The sequence below is a fragment of the Streptomyces sp. NRRL WC-3742 genome (genome assembly GCF_000720635.1).
In the GTDB taxonomy this organism is placed as follows: Bacteria; Actinomycetota; Actinomycetes; order Streptomycetales; family Streptomycetaceae; genus Kitasatospora.
In genome coordinates this window covers 23,590-41,477 of the sequence record NZ_JOCF01000041.1, presented here as the reverse complement: position 1 = coordinate 41,477, position 17,888 = coordinate 23,590, and the positions used below count along the sequence as shown (strand labels likewise).

Annotated in this window: 13 protein-coding genes; 10 read left to right on the top strand and 3 right to left on the bottom strand. The window is 75.2% G+C overall.

The features are described 5' to 3' along the window. The first annotated feature begins 122 nt into the window (after positions 1-122). From rimP to IH61_RS0122630, 10 genes are all read left to right on the top strand, one after another. Positions 123-674 carry a ribosome maturation factor RimP gene (rimP, locus tag IH61_RS0122675; RefSeq protein WP_031072667.1) on the top strand — a complete coding sequence of 184 codons (552 nt, stop codon included), beginning with the start codon at positions 123-125 and terminating at the stop codon, positions 672-674. A 66-nt stretch (positions 675-740) separates the two neighbouring features. Further along, positions 741-1,739 (top strand): transcription termination factor NusA, encoded by a 999-nt coding sequence (gene nusA, locus IH61_RS0122670; RefSeq protein WP_031072665.1) that lies wholly within the window; start codon positions 741-743, stop codon positions 1,737-1,739. 148 nt (positions 1,740-1,887) lie between these two features. Further along, the gene (locus IH61_RS0122665) at positions 1,888-2,145 is read left to right on the top strand and encodes a YlxR family protein (RefSeq protein ID WP_031072664.1); all 258 of its coding nucleotides are present in this window, start codon (positions 1,888-1,890) and stop codon (positions 2,143-2,145) included. A gap of 226 nt (positions 2,146-2,371) precedes the next feature. Continuing rightward, positions 2,372-5,497 (top strand): translation initiation factor IF-2, encoded by a 3,126-nt coding sequence (gene infB, locus IH61_RS44755; protein ID WP_078911311.1) that lies wholly within the window; start codon positions 2,372-2,374, stop codon positions 5,495-5,497. 134 nt (positions 5,498-5,631) lie between these two features. Further along, on the top strand, positions 5,632-5,928 hold the full coding sequence (locus IH61_RS0122655; RefSeq protein ID WP_031072660.1) for a DUF503 domain-containing protein: 297 nt from the start codon (positions 5,632-5,634) through the stop codon (positions 5,926-5,928). A gap of 151 nt (positions 5,929-6,079) precedes the next feature. Further along, positions 6,080-6,520 carry a 30S ribosome-binding factor RbfA gene (gene rbfA, locus IH61_RS0122650; protein ID WP_031072659.1) on the top strand — a complete coding sequence of 147 codons (441 nt, stop codon included), beginning with the start codon at positions 6,080-6,082 and terminating at the stop codon, positions 6,518-6,520. A 2-nt stretch (positions 6,521-6,522) separates the two neighbouring features. After that, the gene (locus IH61_RS0122645; RefSeq protein WP_031072656.1) at positions 6,523-7,626 is read left to right on the top strand and encodes a DHH family phosphoesterase; all 1,104 of its coding nucleotides are present in this window, start codon (positions 6,523-6,525) and stop codon (positions 7,624-7,626) included. A 34-nt stretch (positions 7,627-7,660) separates the two neighbouring features. After that, positions 7,661-8,590, top strand: coding sequence for a tRNA pseudouridine(55) synthase TruB (truB, locus tag IH61_RS0122640; RefSeq protein WP_031072654.1), 930 nt, complete (start codon positions 7,661-7,663; stop codon positions 8,588-8,590). A 242-nt stretch (positions 8,591-8,832) separates the two neighbouring features. Next, positions 8,833-12,312 carry a trypsin-like peptidase domain-containing protein gene (locus tag IH61_RS0122635; RefSeq protein ID WP_051837702.1) on the top strand — a complete coding sequence of 1,160 codons (3,480 nt, stop codon included), beginning with the start codon at positions 8,833-8,835 and terminating at the stop codon, positions 12,310-12,312. Positions 12,313-12,377: 65 nt separating this feature from the next. Next, positions 12,378-13,322: a bifunctional riboflavin kinase/FAD synthetase gene (locus tag IH61_RS0122630; RefSeq protein ID WP_031072651.1), complete on the top strand. Its 945-nt coding sequence runs from the start codon at positions 12,378-12,380 to the stop codon at positions 13,320-13,322. Positions 13,323-13,384: 62 nt separating this feature from the next. Here the strand turns inward: IH61_RS0122630 and IH61_RS0122625 are convergent, their stop codons facing one another. The 3 genes from IH61_RS0122625 to eccE all read right to left on the bottom strand — a co-directional run bounded on the left by IH61_RS0122625 (position 13,385) and on the right by eccE (position 17,790). Beyond that, positions 13,385-15,355, bottom strand: a complete 1,971-nt coding sequence (locus IH61_RS0122625) for a MinD/ParA family ATP-binding protein (RefSeq protein ID WP_324607615.1) — start codon at positions 15,353-15,355, stop codon at positions 13,385-13,387. Between the two features lie 408 nt (positions 15,356-15,763). Beyond that, entirely contained in the window at positions 15,764-16,531 is a 768-nt protein-coding gene (locus IH61_RS0122620; protein ID WP_031072647.1) for a hypothetical protein, read from the bottom strand. Next, complete coding sequence (gene eccE / locus IH61_RS0122615; RefSeq protein ID WP_234327294.1) at positions 16,531-17,790, bottom strand: type VII secretion protein EccE; 1,260 nt, start codon at positions 17,788-17,790, stop codon at positions 16,531-16,533. Before eccE ends, IH61_RS0122620 begins: the two co-directional genes overlap by 1 nt. Positions 17,791-17,888: the final 98 nt, after the last annotated feature.

Genomic DNA, 17,888 nt, shown 5'->3' with positions numbered 1-17,888 from the left:
GGGATGGTGCGGAATCGGTGGTTGGGGGTTGCACCGGCTAGGCTTTGGGCCGAGCTGCCGTGACCCGTGGGGTACGGAGCGACCTTCTGACAACAGCAGACGCGGCCGAGGAGTCCACCCGGATGAGCACCACCCACACCGATCGGCTGCGAGAGTTGTTGGAGCCCCTGGCCGCGCAGGCCGGGCTGGACCTCGAGGACGTCAGGGTCACCAAGACGGGCAACCGCCGGCAGGTGCAGATCGACGTCGACACCGATGAGGGTGTGGACATGGACGCCGTCGCCGAGTTCAGCCGGATCGCCGGTGACGCCCTGGACGCGTCGGACGTGCTGGGCGACGAGCCCTACCTGCTGGAGGTCGGTTCCCCGGGTGCTGAGCGCCCGCTGGTGCTGCCGCGCCACTGGCAGCGGGCCGAGGGCCGGCTGGCGAAGGTCCACCTGGTGGACGGCGCCGAGCTGGTCGCCCGCGTACTGGCGGCCGACGAGGACGGCGTGCTGGTCGAGGTGCAGCCGGTGAAGGGCCGCGGCCGTCCCAAGGAGCGCCGCCTGGAGTACACCGAGGTCGCCCGGGCGCGCGTGCAGGTCGAGTTCAACCGCAAGGACGACGACGGGCTCGACGAGGCCGACGCCCTCGACGAGGACGGGCTCGACGGGGTGGACGACGGTGAGCAGTGACCTCACCCCGGGGAGCGGACCCCGGACCGGCATGACGAACGTGACGAAAGACGAGGAGGCGTAGCCGTGGACATCGACATGAGTGCCCTGCGCACGCTGGTCAACGAGAAGAACATCCCCTTCGACCTGCTGGTCGAGTCCATCGAGTCGGCCCTCCTCACCGCGTACCACCGCACCGAGGGCTCGCGCCGCCGCGCCCGGGTGCACCTGGACCGCCAGAGCGGCCACGTCACCGTGTGGGCGACGGAGGACCCGGCGGAGCTGGACGAGGGCGTCGAGCCGAAGGAGTTCGACGACACCCCGAGCGGCTTCGGCCGGATCGCGTCCAGCATCGGCATCCAGGTGATGATGCAGCGCCTGCGCGACGCCGCCGACGACCAGACCTTCGGCGAGTACGCGGGCAAGGAGGGCGACATCGTCACCGGTGTCGTCCAGCAGGGCAACGACCCGAAGAACGTGCTCGTCGACATCGGCAAGCTGGAGGCCATCCTCCCGCCGCAGGAGCAGGTGCCGGGCGAGGACTACCGGCACGGCACCCGTCTGAAGTGCTACGTCGTCGCGGTGCGCCGCGGCGTGCGCGGCCCGTCGGTGACGCTGTCGCGCACCCACCCGAGCCTGGTGAAGAAGCTCTTCGCGCTGGAGGTCCCGGAGATCGCCGACGGCAGCGTCGAGATCGCCGCGATCGCCCGTGAGGCCGGTCACCGGACCAAGATCGCGGTCTGGTCGCGCCGGGCCGGTCTGAACGCCAAGGGCGCCTGCATCGGCCCGATGGGCTCCCGGGTGCGCGCCGTGATGGGCGAGCTGCACGGTGAGAAGATCGACATCGTCGACTGGTCCGAGGACCCCCGCGAGATGGTCGCCTCCGCGCTGTCCCCCGCGCGGGTGAGCAGCGTGGAGATCGTCGACCTGGCCCAGCGCTCGGCCCGGGTGATCGTGCCGGACTACCAGCTCTCGCTGGCGATCGGAAAGGAGGGGCAGAACGCCCGCCTGGCCGCCCGCCTCACCGGATGGCGCATCGACATCCGCCCGGACACCGAGGGCCAGCCGGAATCCGACGGCGAGTAGTCGGCGCGCAGTCGGCGAGCAGTCCGTGTCGTCGTAGCCGTCCTGCAGGTCCACCGTGATCGGCGGGGCGGCGCCATGTCCCTTCGGAGGGGTAGACTTGCCTTCGTCTGGCCGGACGCATGTCCGAGCACGCCCGGAACGCACCTGCGTGGGCTGCCGCAAGCGAGCGGCCAAGCACCAGCTGTTGCGTGTCATGGCGGTCGAGGGCGAGTGCGTCCCCGATCCCCGTGGCGCACTTCCGGGCCGGGGCGCGCATCTGCACCCCGATCCGGCCTGCCTCGACCTCGCGGTCCGTCGCCGGGCGTTCCCCCGGGCCTTCCGGCTCCAGGGCACGCTCGACACGGCGCGACTGCGCGGGTTCATCGAGGAGCGGGCGGACGGCGCCTCGGATTCCCAGGAGTCCTGAGGGGCCACGCCACAGCACCGCCGCCACTCGAAGCGGCGGGAGAACCACCGCAACAAGCACGGCGGGCAGCCGCACGCCGTGCCACCAGCCAGGTACCTCGCGATGTGGAAGTAGGTCGAGATTGCGATGAGCACTCGATGAGTACGCGATGAGTACGCGATGGGTACGCCCATGAAGTAGCGACAGTCCGGCGGACGAGACCCCCGGACTCATAGACAGGAGTGAAGTGGCTAAGGTCCGGGTTTACGAACTCGCCAAGGAGCTTGGTTTGGAGAGCAAGGCCGTCATGGCCAAGCTCACCGAGCTGGGTGAGTTCGTCCGTTCGGCGTCCTCGACGATCGAGGCGCCGGTCGTGCGCAAGTTGACTGACGCGCTTGGTGTGGCGCCCACCGGTGGTGGTTCCGCTGCCAAGCCGGGCCCGCGGAAGACCGCGGCGCCCTCCCCCGCCGCTTCGGGTTCCCCGAAGCCGGCTCCGACCCCGGGTCCGCGCCCTGCCGCGGCCCCCGGTCCCCGTCCGACCCCCGCTGCCGCGGCGCCCGCCGCCCCGGCCGCACCCTCCGCCGCCCCGAAGGCCGGCGCGCCGACCCCGGGCCCGCGCCCGGCCGCGCGTCCCGCCGCCCCGGCGGCCCCGGCCGCGCCTGCGGCCGAGTTCTCCTCGCCGGCTCCGGCCGGTGACGCCGAGCGTCCGGCCGCCCAGGCCCCGCGTCCGGCGGCCCAGTCCGGCAGCGGCGCCCGTCCGGGCCCGCGTCCGGCCGGCCCGCGTCCGGGCAACAACCCGTTCACCTCGGGCAGCGCGACCGGCATGGCCCGCCCCGGCGACCGCCGTCCCGGCGCGCCGGGTGGCCGTCCGGGTGCTCCCGGTGCGCAGGGCGGCGACCGCCCGCGTCCCGGTGGCGACCGTCCGCGTCCGGCCGGTGCCCCCGGTGCCGGTGCCCCGCGTCCGGGCGGCGACCGTCCGCGTGCGGCCGGTGGTCCGGGTGCCGGTGCCCCGCGTCCGGGCGGCGACCGTCCGCGTCCGGCCGGTGGTCCGGGTGCCGGTGCCCCGCGTCCCGGTGGCGACCGTCCGCGTCCCGACGGGATGCCGCGTCCGGCCTCCCCGCGGCCCGGCGGCCCGACTCCGTCCGGCATGCCGCGCCCGAACCCGGGCATGATGCCGCAGCGTCCGGCTCCGGGCCCGCGTCCGGGCCCGGGTGGCCGTGGTCCCGGTGGCCCCGGCGGCGGTCGTCCGGGTGGTCCGGGTGCCGGCGGTGCCCGTCCCGGCTTCCAGGGTCGTCCGGCCGGTCCGGGCTCGCGTCCGGCCGGTGGCGGCGGCTTCGGCGGTCCGCGTCCCGGTGGCGGTGCCCCGGGTGGCGGCGGCGGTGGCTTCGGCCCGCGTCCCGGCGGCTTCAGCGGCCGTCCGGGCGGCCCGGGTGCCCGTGGTGGCACGCAGGGCGCCTTCGGTCGTGGCCCGGGCGGTCGCCCGGCTCGCGGTCGCAAGTCGAAGCGGGCGAAGCGCCAGGAGTACGAGGCCATGCAGGCCCCGTCCGTCGGCGGTGTGATGCTCCCTCGCGGCAACGGCCAGACGGTCCGCCTGTCGCGTGGTGCCTCCCTGACGGACTTCGCGGAGAAGATCAACGCCAACCCGGCCGCGCTCGTCTCCGTCATGTTCAACCTCGGTGAGATGGTCACCGCGACCCAGTCGGTCTCCGACGCGACCCTCGAGCTGCTGGCCGGCGAGATGGGCTTCGTCCTGGAGATCGTCAGCCGGGACGACGAGGACCGCGAGCTGCTGGAGTCGTTCGACATCGACTTCGGCGCCGACGAGGGCGACGAGGAGCAGCTGGCCCCGCGCCCGCCGGTCGTCACCGTCATGGGTCACGTCGACCACGGTAAGACCCGACTGCTGGACGCGATCCGCAAGTCCAACGTGGTGGCCGGCGAGGCCGGTGGCATCACCCAGCACATCGGTGCCTACCAGGTGGCGACGACGGTGAACGGCGAAGAGCGCCCGATCACCTTCCTCGACACCCCGGGTCACGAGGCGTTCTCCGCCATGCGTGCCCGTGGTGCCAAGTCCACCGACATCGCGATCCTGGTGGTCGCGGCCAACGACGGTGTCATGCCGCAGACGGTCGAGGCGCTCAACCACGCCAAGGCCGCGGGTGTGCCGATCGTGGTCGCCGTCAACAAGATCGACGTCGAGGGCGCCGACCCGACGAAGGTCCGCGGTCAGCTGACCGAGTTCGGCCTGGTGGCCGAGGAGTACGGCGGCGACACCATGTTCGTCGACATCTCCGCCCGCCAGGGCCTGAACATCGACCAGCTGCTGGAGGCCGTGGTCCTGACCGCGGACGCCTCGCTGGACCTGCGGGCCAACCCGGAGCAGGACGCGCAGGGTATTGCGATCGAGGCCCACCTCGACAAGGGCCGCGGCGCCATGGCGACCGTCCTCGTCCAGCGCGGTACTCTCCGCGTCGGCGACTCGATCGTCGTGGGCGACGCCTACGGCCGCGTCCGCGCGATGCTGGACGAGAACGGCAACAGCCTCTCCGAGGCCGGCCCGTCCCGCCCGGTGCTGCTGCTCGGTCTGACCTCGGTGCCCCGCGCCGGCGACAGCTTCATCGTCGTCGACGAGGACCGCACCGCCCGCCAGATCGCCGAGAAGCGCTCGGCCCGCGACCGCAACGCCGCCTTCGCGCAGCGTCGGGTCCGGGTGTCCCTGGAGGACCTGGACAAGGCCATCGCCGCCGGCTCCATCGAGCAGCTCAACCTCATCATCAAGGGTGACGTCTCCGGTTCCGTCGAAGCCCTCGAGGACGCCCTCGTCAAGCTCGACGTGGGCGAGGAGGTCGAGCTCCGGGTCCTGCACCGCGGTGTGGGTGCCATCACCGAGTCCGACGTGGACCTGGCGATGGGCTCGGACGCCATCATCATCGGCTTCAACGTGCGCGCCGAAGGCCGTGCGCGCACCGCGGCCGACAAGGAAGGCGTGGACGTCCGGTACTACTCGGTCATCTACCAGGCGATCGAGGAGATCGAGAACGCCCTCAAGGGCCTGCTCAAGCCGGAGTACGAGGAGGTGCGCCTCGGCGCCGCGGAGATCCGCGAGGTCTTCCGCTCCTCCAAGTTCGGCAACATCGCCGGTGTCCTGGTCCGCGACGGCATCCTCCGCCGCAACGCCAAGGCCCGCCTGCTGCGCGACGGCAAGGTCGTGGCGGAGAGCCTCACCATCGAGGGTCTGCGCCGCTTCAAGGACGACGCGACCGAGGTCCGCGAGGGCTTCGAGGCCGGTGTGACCCTGGGGTCGTTCAACGACATCAAGGTCGAGGACGTCATCGAGACCTACGAGATGCGCGAGAAGCCGCGCGCCTAGTCGGTGTCGGCCGGGGCCGGTCGACGGGTGGAATTCCCGTCGACCGGCCCCGGTCTCGCTGTGTAGGGTCCTGGGAAGTCGCCCCGGTTCGGGGCGCTTCCCCTAGGCCCCCAGGTCGGCGAGACCTGTCATACATGTTCGTGGGAACACTCACCTTCGACCTGCTCCTGGGCGACGTCCACTCGCTCAAGGAGAAGCGTTCGATCGTGCGGCCGATCGTGGCCGAACTGCAGCGCAAGTACAGCGTGTGCGCTGCCGAGACCGGGAACCAGGACCTCCACCGCAGGGCCGAGATCGGCCTGGCGGTGGTCTCCGGTGACGCCGCGTACGTCACCGAGATCCTGGACAGCTGTGAGCGGCTCGTCGCCGGCCGCCCCGAGGTGCAACTCCTCTCCGCGAGGAGGAGGTACCACAACGACGACGACGAATGAGGACTGTGGAGCCGGTCGGCGGAAGTCGCCGTTCTCACACAGATCAGGACCGAGAGCGCCCGCAAGGCCGGGCGCGGGCCGGTACTTTGGGGCGTGGGCCCCTACGGGTGCGCAGCTCGCCCGGGTACCGCCCACTGCACGAGGAGGCAACGTGACCGACACCGCAAGGGCGCGCAAGCTCGCCGACCGCATCCAGGTGGTCGTCGCCCAGACCCTGGAGCGGCGGATCAAGGACCCGAGGCTCGGGTTCGTGACCATCACCGACACCCGGGTGACCGGCGACCTGCGCGAGGCCACCGTCTTCTACACCGTCTTCGGTGACGAGACCGACCGCGAGGCCACGGCCGCCGCGCTGGAGAGCGCCAAGGGCGTCATCCGCTCCGAGGTCGGCAAGATCGGTGTGCGCTTCACCCCGACGCTGACCTTCGTCGCGGACGCGCTGCCGGAGAACGCACGGAACATCGACGACCTGCTCGACCGGGCGAAGGCCATCGACGCGGCGGTGCGCACCACCGCCGCGGGCGCGACCTACGCCGGTGACGCGGACCCGTACAAGGTCCCCGCGTCCGAGCGTGACGACGAGGACGAGTAGTCATGGCGGGTGAGCCGGCTCGGGCCGCCTCGCGAGCCGGATCCGCCACGGGGGCGTCCTCCACCAGCACGGTGGAGGGTGCCCTCGCGGCGCTCCCGGGTCCGCGGGCCGAGGAGAGCGGCTTCGAGCTGGTCTGGCAGCGGGTGGTGGAGGAGATCGGCCGGGCCCGCTCGATCGACCTGATCTGCCACATCTGCCCGGACGGCGACGCGCTGGGCTCCTCCCTGGCGGCGGCGCTGGCGCTGCGGGCGCTCGGCAAGGAGGTGCGGGTCTCCTTCGGGGACGACCCGCAGATCGTGCCGGAGTCGCTGGCCTTCCTGCCCGGCCAGGAGCTGATCGTTCCGGCGAGCGAGGTGCCGGACGTGCCCGAGCTGGTGCTCTGCTTCGACGTGGCCGCGCAGAGCCGGCTGGGCCTGCTGCACGACAAGGCGTTCGCCGCGCCCGTGCTGGTGGTCATCGACCACCACGCCTCCAACCCGGGCTTCGGCACCCACCAGCTGATCGACCCGGCCGCGCCGGCCACCGCCGTCCTGGTGGACGAGCTGCTGCGCCGCCTCGGTGTCGAGCTCGACCAGGAGCTCGCCACCTGCCTCTACACCGGGGTCGCCACCGACACCGGCAGCTTCAAGTACCGGGCGACCACGCCCGCCACCCACGAGCTCGCCGGGCGGCTGCTGGCCACCGGCATCCGGCACGACCTGATCTCCCGGCAGCTCTGGGACACCTCCTCCTTCGGCTACCTCAAGGTGCTCGCCGCCGCCCTCGACCGGGCCGTGTACGAGCCGGAGGCGGCCGACGGGCTGGGCCTGGTGTGGACCTGGGTCCCGTACCAGGACCTGGCGCTGTTCAGCGTCACCGTGGAGGAGATCGAGGGGCTGATCGACATCCTGCGCCGCCCGGCCGAGGCGGAGGTGGCGCTGGTGCTCAAGCAGGACCCGGACGGCACCCTGCGCGGCTCCTCCCGCTCCAAGGGCGTGGTGGACGTGGCGGCGGCCTGCGCCGAACTCGGCGGCGGGGGGCACGTCTTCGCGGCCGGGTTCAGCACCCGGGAAGGCGTCGCCGAGGCGGTCGGGCGGTTCAGGGCCGCCCTGCGGCCGGTAACTTGAGCACCTGCGAATGCCGTTGGACAGAAAGAACCCGATGAAGCGCAAAGGCACCGGCCCGGACGGCCTGGTGATCGTCGACAAGCCCGAGGGCATCACCTCCCACGGCGTGGTCGCCAAGATGAGGTGGCTGGCCGGTACGCGGAAGGTCGGCCACGCCGGCACGCTGGACCCGATGGCCACCGGCGTGCTGGTGATCGGCGTCGAGCGGGCCACCCGGCTGCTCGGCCACCTGATGCTGACCGCCAAGACGTACGAGGCGACCATCCGGCTCGGCCAGACCACGGTCACCGACGACCGGGAGGGCGAGGTCACCGCCTCCGCCCCGGCCGACGCCGTCACCCGGGAGGCGATCGACGCCGGGATCGCGGCACTCACCGGCGAGATCATGCAGGTACCGTCCAAGGTCAGCGCGATCAAGATCGACGGCAAGCGCTCGTACGCGCGGGTGCGCGAGGGCGAGGAGTTCGAGCTCGCCGCCCGGCCGACCACGATCCACTCCTTCACCGTGCACGGGCAGCGCTCGGCCGTCGCCGAGGACGGCACGCCGGTGATCGACCTGGACGTGACCGTCGAGTGCTCCTCCGGCACCTACATCCGGGCGCTGGCCCGGGACCTGGGCGCCGGGCTGGGCGTCGGCGGGCACCTGACGGCGCTGCGGCGCACGAAGGTCGGGCCGTACGGGGTGGAGTCGGCGCGGACTCTGGAGCAGCTCGAGGCCGGAGTCACCGGCGGCTCCGCCGAGGGGCTGGAGGTGCTGCCGATCGGCGAGGCCGCGGCGGCCGCCTTCCCCCGCTGGGACCTGGACGAGTCCTCCGCCGAGAAGCTCTCGCACGGCGCCCGGCTGAAGGCGCCCGGGATGGGCGTGGACGGGCCGATCGCGGTCTACGGGCCGGACGGGCGCTTCCTTGCGCTGGTGGAGGAGAAGGACGGGCAGGCGAAGCCCGTCGCGGTCTTCGTCGGCTGAGCTGTCGCAGGGCCCCGACCCCCGCCGGAAGATCCTTCCGGCGGGGGTTCGCCGTTTCCGGCCGATCGCGCTGATCCGACGGGATCAGCCGGACGGGGCCTCGCCGTTTCCGGGGGCGCCTTCACCCCTGCGGGGGAGCGCGCGAGGTGAACGCCGGTGGTGAGCGGCGCAGGCGCGGTCGGGCCGCCCTCCCGGTGGGCAGGCTCCCGGCGGTGGACGGGCGAGCGACAGGGGGACGGGCCATGCCGGGCTGGCACGAGGGCGATCCGGGGTGCCATCTGCTCCGCATCTGCGACCTCAACGGGCGGCTGCACGGCCTGGGGTTCGTCGCCGATCCGCAGGGCACCGTGCTGACCGCCCACGAGGCCGTCGCGGGCCTCGACCGGCTCCTCCTGCACACCCCCGGCGGCCAGAGCCGGGTGCTCGGCCCGGAGGCCGTCCTGCCGCTGCCCGCGCACGGGCTCGCGCTGCTGCGCACCGAGGCGCAGGGCGGGCTGCCGGTGCCGCCGCTGCCGGTGGCCGCCGCCGGGGGCGGGCACGAGGTGCTGCTGCCCGTACCGGCCGGGGACGGGGAGCGGGTGGTCGCGCTGCGCTGCGGGCTGCTCGGCGCCTCGGACGGGGTGCTGCTGCTGGACGTGCCGGTGCTGAACACACGGGAGTCGGCCGGGGTCGAGGTGCCCGCCGGGGCGCCGGTGCTGGACGCCCGCAGCGGCGCCGTGGTGGCCCTGGCCGCGCCCGGGCTGCGCTCCCCGCGGTACGGCGGCGCCCTGCCGGCCGTGCCCGCCGGGGGCGGCGCGCTGCCCGCCGCCGGGGCGCTGGCGGAGGTGCTGGCCCGCAACGCGGCGGCCGTGCCCGGGTACGGCGCCGCCCTCAACCTCGCCGGGGTGCTCCGGCTGGCCGCCGCCCAGCTGGCCGCCGCCCCGGGGGTGGCGGGCCTGGCCGCCGACCGGGTGGACCGGCCGGACGCCTCGGTGGGGGAGGAGCCGGAGTCCACCGTCACCGCGCTGGTCGGCGGGCCCGGCAGCGGGCGCTCCACCGAGCTCGCCGCGCTCGCCCTGCGCCGGGCCGCCGCGGGCCTGCCCACCCTGTGGCTGCGCGGCGCCGACCTGCGCGCCGGGGACCGCTCGCTGGCCGAGCCCGTCGAACGGGCCCTGGCCGGGGCCGCCGCCGCCCTCGGCGTCCCGGCGCCCACGCCCGAACCGGCCGCCGCCCTGTGCGCCGCCGCCGGACGGCCGCTGCTGATCGCCCTGGACGGCCCCGAGGAGGCCCCCGTCCCACTGGAGGCTGACCGGCTGTACGGCGCCGGGCAGTGGCTGACCGGCTGCGGCGCCCGGCTGCTGACGGCCTGCGGGGAGGAGACCTGGGAACGCCTCGCCGAACGGCCCTGGCGCAGCGGCCCCGGCCCCGGGCTGCCGCGGGAGGAGGAACCGGCGCGGGACGGGGACCTCGCGGCCGCCCCGACCGTACGGATGGACGGCGGCGGCCCCGGCGGGCCCACCCTGGCCGGGCTGCGGCTGGGCCCGCTGCCCGCCGAGGCGGCCGAGCGGATGCGCCGCCGCTACGGGCTGCCGCCCGGCCGTCCGGAGGGGGCCGGCGCCCGGCACCCGCTGGCCGTCCGCCTGGCCGGCGAGCTGTGGGCCGAGGGCGTCCAGGGGGAGGCGGCCCGGCGCGCGGAGCTGTTCTCCGCCCACCTGGACCTGCTGTGCCTGCGCACGGCCCGGCGCCTGGCCGACGGCGGCCGTACGCGCGGCGCCCACCGCCGGGGCGCCGCCAGGGCGGCCGAGCCGAGGCCCGGCCGGGTGCGGCGGCTGGCGGCGGCGGTGGCCGGGCGGGTGCACGAGGCGGCCCGGCGGATGCTCGGCGGCTCGGAGGCCGGGGCGTTGGGCCGGGCCGCCTTCGAGGAGTTGTTCCCCGCCGAGGGCGGCTGGGGCGCGGCCGTGCTCGCCGAGGGCCTGTTCGTGCCCGCCGGGCCCGGATTCCGGTTCGCCCACGGGGAGTTCGCCGACTGGCTGCAGGGCCTGCACCTGGACCTGGACGCGGCCCTGCGGCTGCTGCTCGGCGAGGCCGAGGACATCAGGCCCGGCGCCGGGGCGAACTCCGTGCCCCGGCACCGGATCGGCCCGGTGGCCGCCGCGCTCACCCGGGTCGCCGACACCTGGGGCGCCGACTCGCTGGACCCGTGGCTGCACCGGCTCGCCCGCGCCCTGGAGCTGCGACCGGCGGGCAGCGAACCCGCCTGGTGGGCCGCCCGGTTACTCGCCGACGCGCTGGCGGGCAGCCCCGACCCGGCCCAACACCGGGACCTGCTCGGCCGGTTGGCCGAGCGGATCGCCGAACGCGCCGCCGAGGCGGGCGGGTTCGCGGCGCTGCCCGCCGACGGCCTCGGCCGCTTCGGCCCGGCCTTCTGGACGGGCCTCGGCCTCCCCGTCGGGGACGAACTCGCCCTGCTGCGGCGCCTGGTGACGGCCGACCCGGGCTTCCTCCGGGCCGTCGCCGAGCGGCTGCGGGCCGCCCCGGTCGCGGTCTTCCCCCTGCTGTGCGCCTGGTTCGACGAGGGCGCCGCCGACCTCGCCCACGAACTGCTGTACGCCCACCGCCGCCTGGCCCTGGACGAGTTGGCCGACGCCCTCGCCGACGCCGCCCACCCCCGGGCGGACGCCCTGCTCACCGTCCTCGCCGCCGAGGAGCCCTCCGCGCTCTGCCGCGCCGTCGACCGGTGGAGCCACGACCGGCGGCCCGAACGGCACGTCGCCGCCGCCGTGCACGCCCTGAGTACCGCCCCGTACGCCGGCGGCCCGGGCACCGAACTGCTGCGCTACACCGCGCTGACCCTGCTCGCCCGCGAGGACGAACCCGGGCTGCACGGCGCCGCCCTGGCCCTGCTGGTGCGCGACCCGGACACCCGCGCCGAGCACCTGCCCGCCGCCCTCGCCCTGCTGCGCGCGGGAGGCGACGCCTTCCTCACCCCGCGCGCCCTCGCCCCGGCCCTGGAGAGCGACCCGGAGCCCGTGCTGGCCGTGTTCGCGGAGCTCCCGGCCGCCCCCGAGGTGCTGCGGGTGCTCGCCGACACCCGCGCCCCGAGGACCGCCCGCCGCGGCGCCGACCTCGCCGCCCGGCTGCTGCGCGCGCACCCGGAGCAGGCGGGCCCCGTCGCCCTCGACTACCTCGGCCGCCGACTGGCCGGCGGGGGAGCGGGAGCGGCCGCCCGGCTGGAACTGCGGATGCTGCTCGCCGCCGCGCTCGGCGCCCGTACGCCCGAGGTGCGTCGGCCTTTCGCCGAGGTGCTGTCCGTCCCGGTGGCCGACCCGGCGGCGGACGCACTGCGCTGCGAGCTGCTGGACGACCTGCTCGCCGCCGAGACGGACCCGGAGGTGCTCACCGCCGCCGTCGAACGGCTGGCCGAGCACTGCGCGGCCGAGAAGCCCGCCCGGGTGCGCGCCGTCCTGGCCCGGGCGACTCCGGGCCTGCCGGGCGCGGACCAGCTGCTGGTCCACTGCGCCGGCCGCTCGGCGGCCTTCGCCCGGCTGCTCGCCCGCTGGCCGCGCGACGCCGCCCCGACCGCGCCCGACGGCCCCCGGCTGGCCCGGCTGAGGGCCCTCGTGGCGGCCGGGCGGGACCCTCAGTACGCGGCGGCGGAGGCCGAGCGGGCGCCGCTCGAACCTGTGATGCGCCCAACCCGTATTCCGGTGCCGGAGCCGGGGCAGGCGCATGGCACGCTATAGGGGTTCGGGTTTTGAGCGTTTGAGCGTACTGAGGGTACGCACCGTACGGAACAAGGAGCACTCGGGTGCAGCGCTGGCGTGGCCTGGAGGAGATCCCCGGTGACTGGGGGCGCGGCGTCGTCACCATCGGTTCGTTCGACGGGGTCCACCGCGGGCATCAGCTGATCATCGGACGGGCGGTCGAACGGGCCCGCGAACTGGGCCTGCCCTTGGTCGTGGTGACCTTCGACCCGCACCCGCGCGAGGTCATCCGCCCCGGCAGCCACCCGCCGCTGCTCGCGCCGCACCCGCGCCGCGCCGAGCTGATCGCCGAACTCGGCGTGGACGCGGTGCTGGTGCTGCCCTTCACCACCGAGTTCTCCCAGGAGTCCGCGGAGACCTTCGTCCAGCAGGTCCTGGTGGACGCGCTGCACGCCAAGGTCGTCATCGAGGGCCCCAACTTCCGCTTCGGGCACCGGGCCGCCGGGGACGTGGCGCTGCTCGCCGAGCTGGGCCGGGCCGACGACTTCGAGGTCGAGGTCGTCGACCTCCAGGTGTGCGGCACCGCGGGCGACGGCGAGCCGTTCTCCTCCAGCCTGATCCGCCGCCTCGTCGGGACCGGGGACATGGCCGGCGCCGGCGAGGTGCTCGGCCGCCCGCACCGGGTCGAGGGCGAGGTGGTGCGCGGCGCGCAGCGCGGCCGCGAACTCGGCTACCCGACCGCCAACGTGGAGACCGTGCCGCACAGCGCGATCCCGGCGGACGGCGTGTACGCGGGCTGGCTGACCGCGAACGGCGAGAGGATGCCCGCCGCGATCTCGGTCGGCACCAACCCGACCTTCGACGGCACCGCGCGCACCGTCGAGGCGTACGCCATCGACCGGGTCGGCCTGGACCTGTACGGGCTGCACGTGGCGGTGGACTTCCTGGCCTACCTGCGCGGGATGGAGAAGTTCGACTCCATCGACGCGCTGCTCGACCGGATGGCCGACGACGTCAAGCGCGCCCGGGAGCTGACGGACGGCCTCTGAGCGCCGGTGACACGGGGAAGGGCCCGCCGAACGCGATGTTCGGGCGGGCCCTTCCCCGTTCGTCACTGCTGGGGAGGCTGCGGCGGCGGGTAGCCGTAACCGGGCGGCGGCGGGGGCTGGGGGGCCTGCTGCTGCGGGTCGGCGTACGGCTGGGGCTGGCCGGGGGCGGGATACACGCAGTCGTAGTCGATCCCCGGCCGCGGTGTGCTCTGCGGCGCGGGCGCCTGCTGCTGCGGTTGGGGCTGCTGCGGCTGCGGCTGCGGCTGCGGCCAGGCGTAGCCGGGCTGGGGCGCCGCCTGGCCGGGCTGCTGCCCCCAGGGCGCACCGGGCGGCACGGGCTGCTGCTGCGGGTCGGCGTAGGGCTGCGGGGCCGTCTGGGCCTGCTGCTGCCAGCTGGGCTGCTGGGCGGCCGCCTGCTGGGCGCGGACGATGTCCTCGCCGACCAGGGTGGCCAGCTCGAAGTACGCCTCGCGGACCTTCGGCCGCATCATGTCGAGGTTGACCTCGGCGCCGGCCGCCAGGCTCTCGTCGAAGGGCACCACCACGACGCCCCGGCAGCGGGTCTGGAAGTGCGCGACGATGTCCTCGACCTTGATCAGCTTGCTGGTCTCGCGCACCCCGGAGACCACCGTGATGCTGCGCTGGACCAGGTCGGCGTAGCCGTGGGCGGAGAGCCAGTCCAGGGTGGTCGAGGCGCTGGAGGCGCCGTCCACACTGGGGGTGGAGACGATGATCAGCTGGTCGGCCAGGTCCAGCACCCCGCGCATCGCGCTGTAGAGCAGGCCCGTGCCGGAGTCGGTCAGGATGATCGGGTACTGGCGGCCCAGCACGTCGATCACCTGGCGGTAGTCCGAGTCGTTGAAGGTCGTCGAGACGGCCGGGTCGACGTCGTTCGCCAGGATCTCCAGGCCCGAGTTGAGGTCCTGGGAGGTGAACTGACGGATGTCCATGTAGCTGCGCAGGTGCGGGATCGCCGTCACCAGGTCGCGGATGGTCGCGCCGGTCTGGCGCTTGACCCGGCGGCCGAGCGTGCCCGCGTCCGGGTTGGCGTCGATCGCGATCACCTTGTCCTGGCGCTCGCTGGCCAGGGTCGCGCCGAGCGCAGTGGTGGTCGTGGTCTTGCCGACGCCGCCCTTGAGGCTGATCACGGCGATCCGGTAGCAGCTCATCACCGGGGTGCGGATGATCTCCAGCCTGCGGGCCTTCTCGGCCGCCGCGGCCTTGCCGCCGAACTGGAAGCGGGGCTGCTGGCGCTGCTGCTTGGGCTGGCTGCGCAGCAGCCGGTCCGAGGACAGCTCGACGGCGGCGGTGTAGCCGAGCGGCGCGCCGTGCGCGGTCTGCTGCGGGGCGGCGGCCTGCTGGAACGCGGCGGGCTGCGCGGCGGCGGCTGCGGACTGCTGGCCCCACGGCTGTTCCGGCCGGCCCTGCTGTCCGGGCTGGGCCGGCTGTCCCGGCTGCTGGTAGGCGGCGGGCTGGGGCCAGCCGCCCTGGCGCGGGTCCACCGGCGGCGCGACGGACTGCGGCTGCTGCGCGGCGGCGACCGCCTGCTGGGCGGCCCACGCGGCCTGCGGGTCCACGGGCGCCTGCGCCTGCGGCTGCGGGACCTGCGGGGGCTGCGGCGACGGCGGGGCCTGCTGGACGGGCGGCTGCGCGGCCCAGGGCTGCTGCTGTGCGACGGGCTGCGCTGCGACGGGCTGGGGCGCGACCGGCTGCGGTGTGACGGGCTGCAGCATGACGGTCTGCGGAGTGGCCGGCTGGCTCGGGGCGGCCTCGCCCGGGTACGGCTGCGGGCCCGGAACGGGCTGGGGCTGCGGCTGCGGCTGGGGCTGCGGCTGGGCCACCGCCTCCGCGCCCGGCCAGCGCGGGGCGGCCTGCGGCTGCCACTCGGCGGCGGGCCCCGGGATGTGGGCGGGCGCCTGGGCGACCGGCGGGACGGGCGGGACCGGCGAGGACGGAACGGCCGGCGGAACCGGAGCCGACGGCAGAGCGGGCTCGGCGTGCACGGCGGGCGGCTGCGGCGTGGGGAACGGCACGTGCGGCGCCTCGCCCTGCACCGGCGCCACGGGCGCGGGAACGGGCGCCGGAGCCGGGGTAGGGGCAGGGGCCGGAACAGCCGCAGCCGAAGCCGCAGCCCCAGCCTGAGCAGGCTCCGGAACCGCCGCCGAAGTCGCCGAAGTCGCCGGAGTCACGGGAGCCGCAGCCGACGTACCGCCCCCCTGGGCATCCGTCTGCACGTACCAGGACGGGGGAGTGTAATCGGGCGCGTCGGACCAGTCGTCCTCGTCCTCCGCCGCGTTGTCGCCGACGTAGACGCCGTCCCGATCGCTGCTCACTGGAGCTCCCTCGTGTTCGCCGCCGCTTGTTCAGCGGTGCCGTTGCCGCAACAAAGACTAGGCCGTACGGCAACCCCGGAAGAAGGCGCCCGTGTTCCCGATCGAGGCTCAGTCCATCCGTCGCGGCCCGCCGAGCACCTGCTGTTCGGCCTGCCCGGCCACCGCCCGGACGTACTGGCGCCGCATCCGCGTGGACCACAGGGTGAGGTCGTCGCCGAGGGTGGGCAGCGCCGCCACGTCCTCGGGCGGCAGGGACAGCACCCGGCCCGTCAGTTCCGCCTCCTGCGGGGAGATCCGCTGGACGCCGACCAGGTCGGCGGCATTGAGGACCCGGCTCGCGTTGGGGCCCAGGTACGGCAGCAGGGTCAGGGTGGTCTGCCAGGGCGCGGCGGAGAGGCGGCTGCGCGGCGGGCGGGCGCCGAGGTCGCGTACGACCAGCACCGGCGAGGCGACGGAGGCGCCCTGCGGGCCGAGCCGCCCGACCTGGTGGACCGTCACGCAGGGCTGTCCGCCGCCCGCGGCCTGCGCCATCGGGCCCCACAGCTGGGCGCGGGCGGTCTCCACCGCGACCCGGGCGCCGATCGCGGCGGCCCGCAGCGCGATGATCTGCGCCGTCCACACGCCGCCGACCAGCACCAGGTCGTACGCGCTGGGGCGGAAGAGGCCGAGCACGGCGGGCAGGCCCTGCGGGTCGACGCCGATCACCACGCCGTCGTCGCCGACGGGGAAGGCCATCGCCGCGAGGTCGGAAGCCTCCAGCACGTGCTTCTCGCGGCGCGGGCCGCGCAGCCCGAAGCCGGGCAGCACGCGCGGCCGTACGCGGGGGCGTTCGGCGCCGGGCGTCGGCCCGGGGGAGGGGTGGGTCTGGTAGGCCATCAGGACGTTCCTCCCAGCGGCAGGGTGGCGAGCATGCCGGGGGCCTGCTCCAGGTCGAGCCGGAGGAGGCCCAGGCCCGCGCTCTGCGCCCTGGTCTCCACCTGGCGGCCGAGCTCCCCGATCTCGTCCTCGTTGCGCCCGGTCACCCGCAGGTGCCCGCTGACCGTCACCGAGCCGCCGGTGCCGTGTCCGGCGGTGAGGCTGAAGGTGCTGGCCAGCGCGGGGGAGCCGGTCATCAGGTTGACGAGGTCCGGGGCGCCGATCCGGCCGGGGGCGCCGTTGGGGCGGCCCAGCTGCGGCCAGCGGGAGATCCAGTAGGTGCTGTGCCAGCGGTCGTCGATGCGCCAGAAGCGGTTGCCCTCCTGGGTGCGGCGGGTGGTGCCGCCGCCGCTGCCGGTGCCCCGGCGGCCGGCGACGGCGATCGGGTTGGCGCAGGTGGAGATGGCCAGGGCGGCGATGAGCTCGCGTTCGTCGAGCACGGTCGCGTTGAACCCGGAGCTGTTGAGCCGCCCGGCGAGCTGGTCGGTCACCCGCTGGAGGGCCTTGCGGGCGCCCTCCTCGCCGCCGCCCCTGGCCCGTACGGCCGCGGCGGCGCGTTCCGGGTCGAGCTTGAGGGCGATCCAGGTGAGCCGCAGCCCGGGGGTGGCGGTGCCGTCGGGCAGTTCGCGGTAGGCGCGGGCGGCGAGCGACTGCTCGGGCAGGTGCTTGGCGGGGGCGGGCTGGGTGTGCTGGACGAGCTGCACCGACTCCAGGGCGATGTCGTCGACGGTGAGCGCCGAACAGATCACGTCCAGCGGCAGCGGCAGGGTGGTGCGCACCGGGCGCAGCGGCTGGTCCTTGGCCTGGACGAGCAGCACCGAGGTGAGGAACGTCCCGTCGCCGACCATGCCGGTCTCGCGGCGCACCGGGCGGCCGCCGAAGTCGGCCTCGGTGGCGTGGGTGCAGGTGCGCAGCGCGGGTTCGAGCTCCAGGACGGGAGCCAGGGCCGGGTCGGTGCCGGCCGGGGGCAGCAGCGTACGGGCCTGGCGGCGGCGGGACTTGAGGTCGGCGCGCACCCGCAGCAGTTCGGGCAGGCTGCGGCCGCGCAGCCGGAGCACGGCGATCAGGAGCAGCACCAGGGAGACAGCGCCGAAGCCGGCCGCGACGGGGCGGCTGATCGTCCAGCCGACGGCGACGAGGGCGGCGGCGACCTCGACCAGGACGAGCTGGTGGAGCCTCAACCTGCCGCCGAGCAGCCCGGGTCGGGGGTTGACCCGCACGCTGACGGGCCCTCCGCCGGGGCTTCGCGGCGAGGTGGGGGCGGGTGCCGGAGCCGGTGCGTGCGCGGCGCGGCGCGACCCCTCCTCCCGGGCGTTGC

Excerpts from the sequence above, each read along its gene's own strand:
- truB (WP_031072654.1), top strand. The coding sequence starts at position 7,661 with ATGAAGCGCAAAGGCACCGGCCCGGACGGCCTGGTGATCGTCGACAAG.
- IH61_RS0122645 (WP_031072656.1), top strand. The coding sequence starts at position 6,523 with ATGGCGGGTGAGCCGGCTCGGGCCGCCTCGCGAGCCGGATCCGCCACG.
- rimP (WP_031072667.1), top strand. The coding sequence starts at position 123 with ATGAGCACCACCCACACCGATCGGCTGCGAGAGTTGTTGGAGCCCCTG.
- IH61_RS0122655 (WP_031072660.1), top strand. The coding sequence starts at position 5,632 with ATGTTCGTGGGAACACTCACCTTCGACCTGCTCCTGGGCGACGTCCAC.
- IH61_RS0122635 (WP_051837702.1), top strand. The coding sequence starts at position 8,833 with ATGCCGGGCTGGCACGAGGGCGATCCGGGGTGCCATCTGCTCCGCATC.
- IH61_RS0122620 (WP_031072647.1), bottom strand. The coding sequence starts at position 16,531 with ATGGCCTACCAGACCCACCCCTCCCCCGGGCCGACGCCCGGCGCCGAA.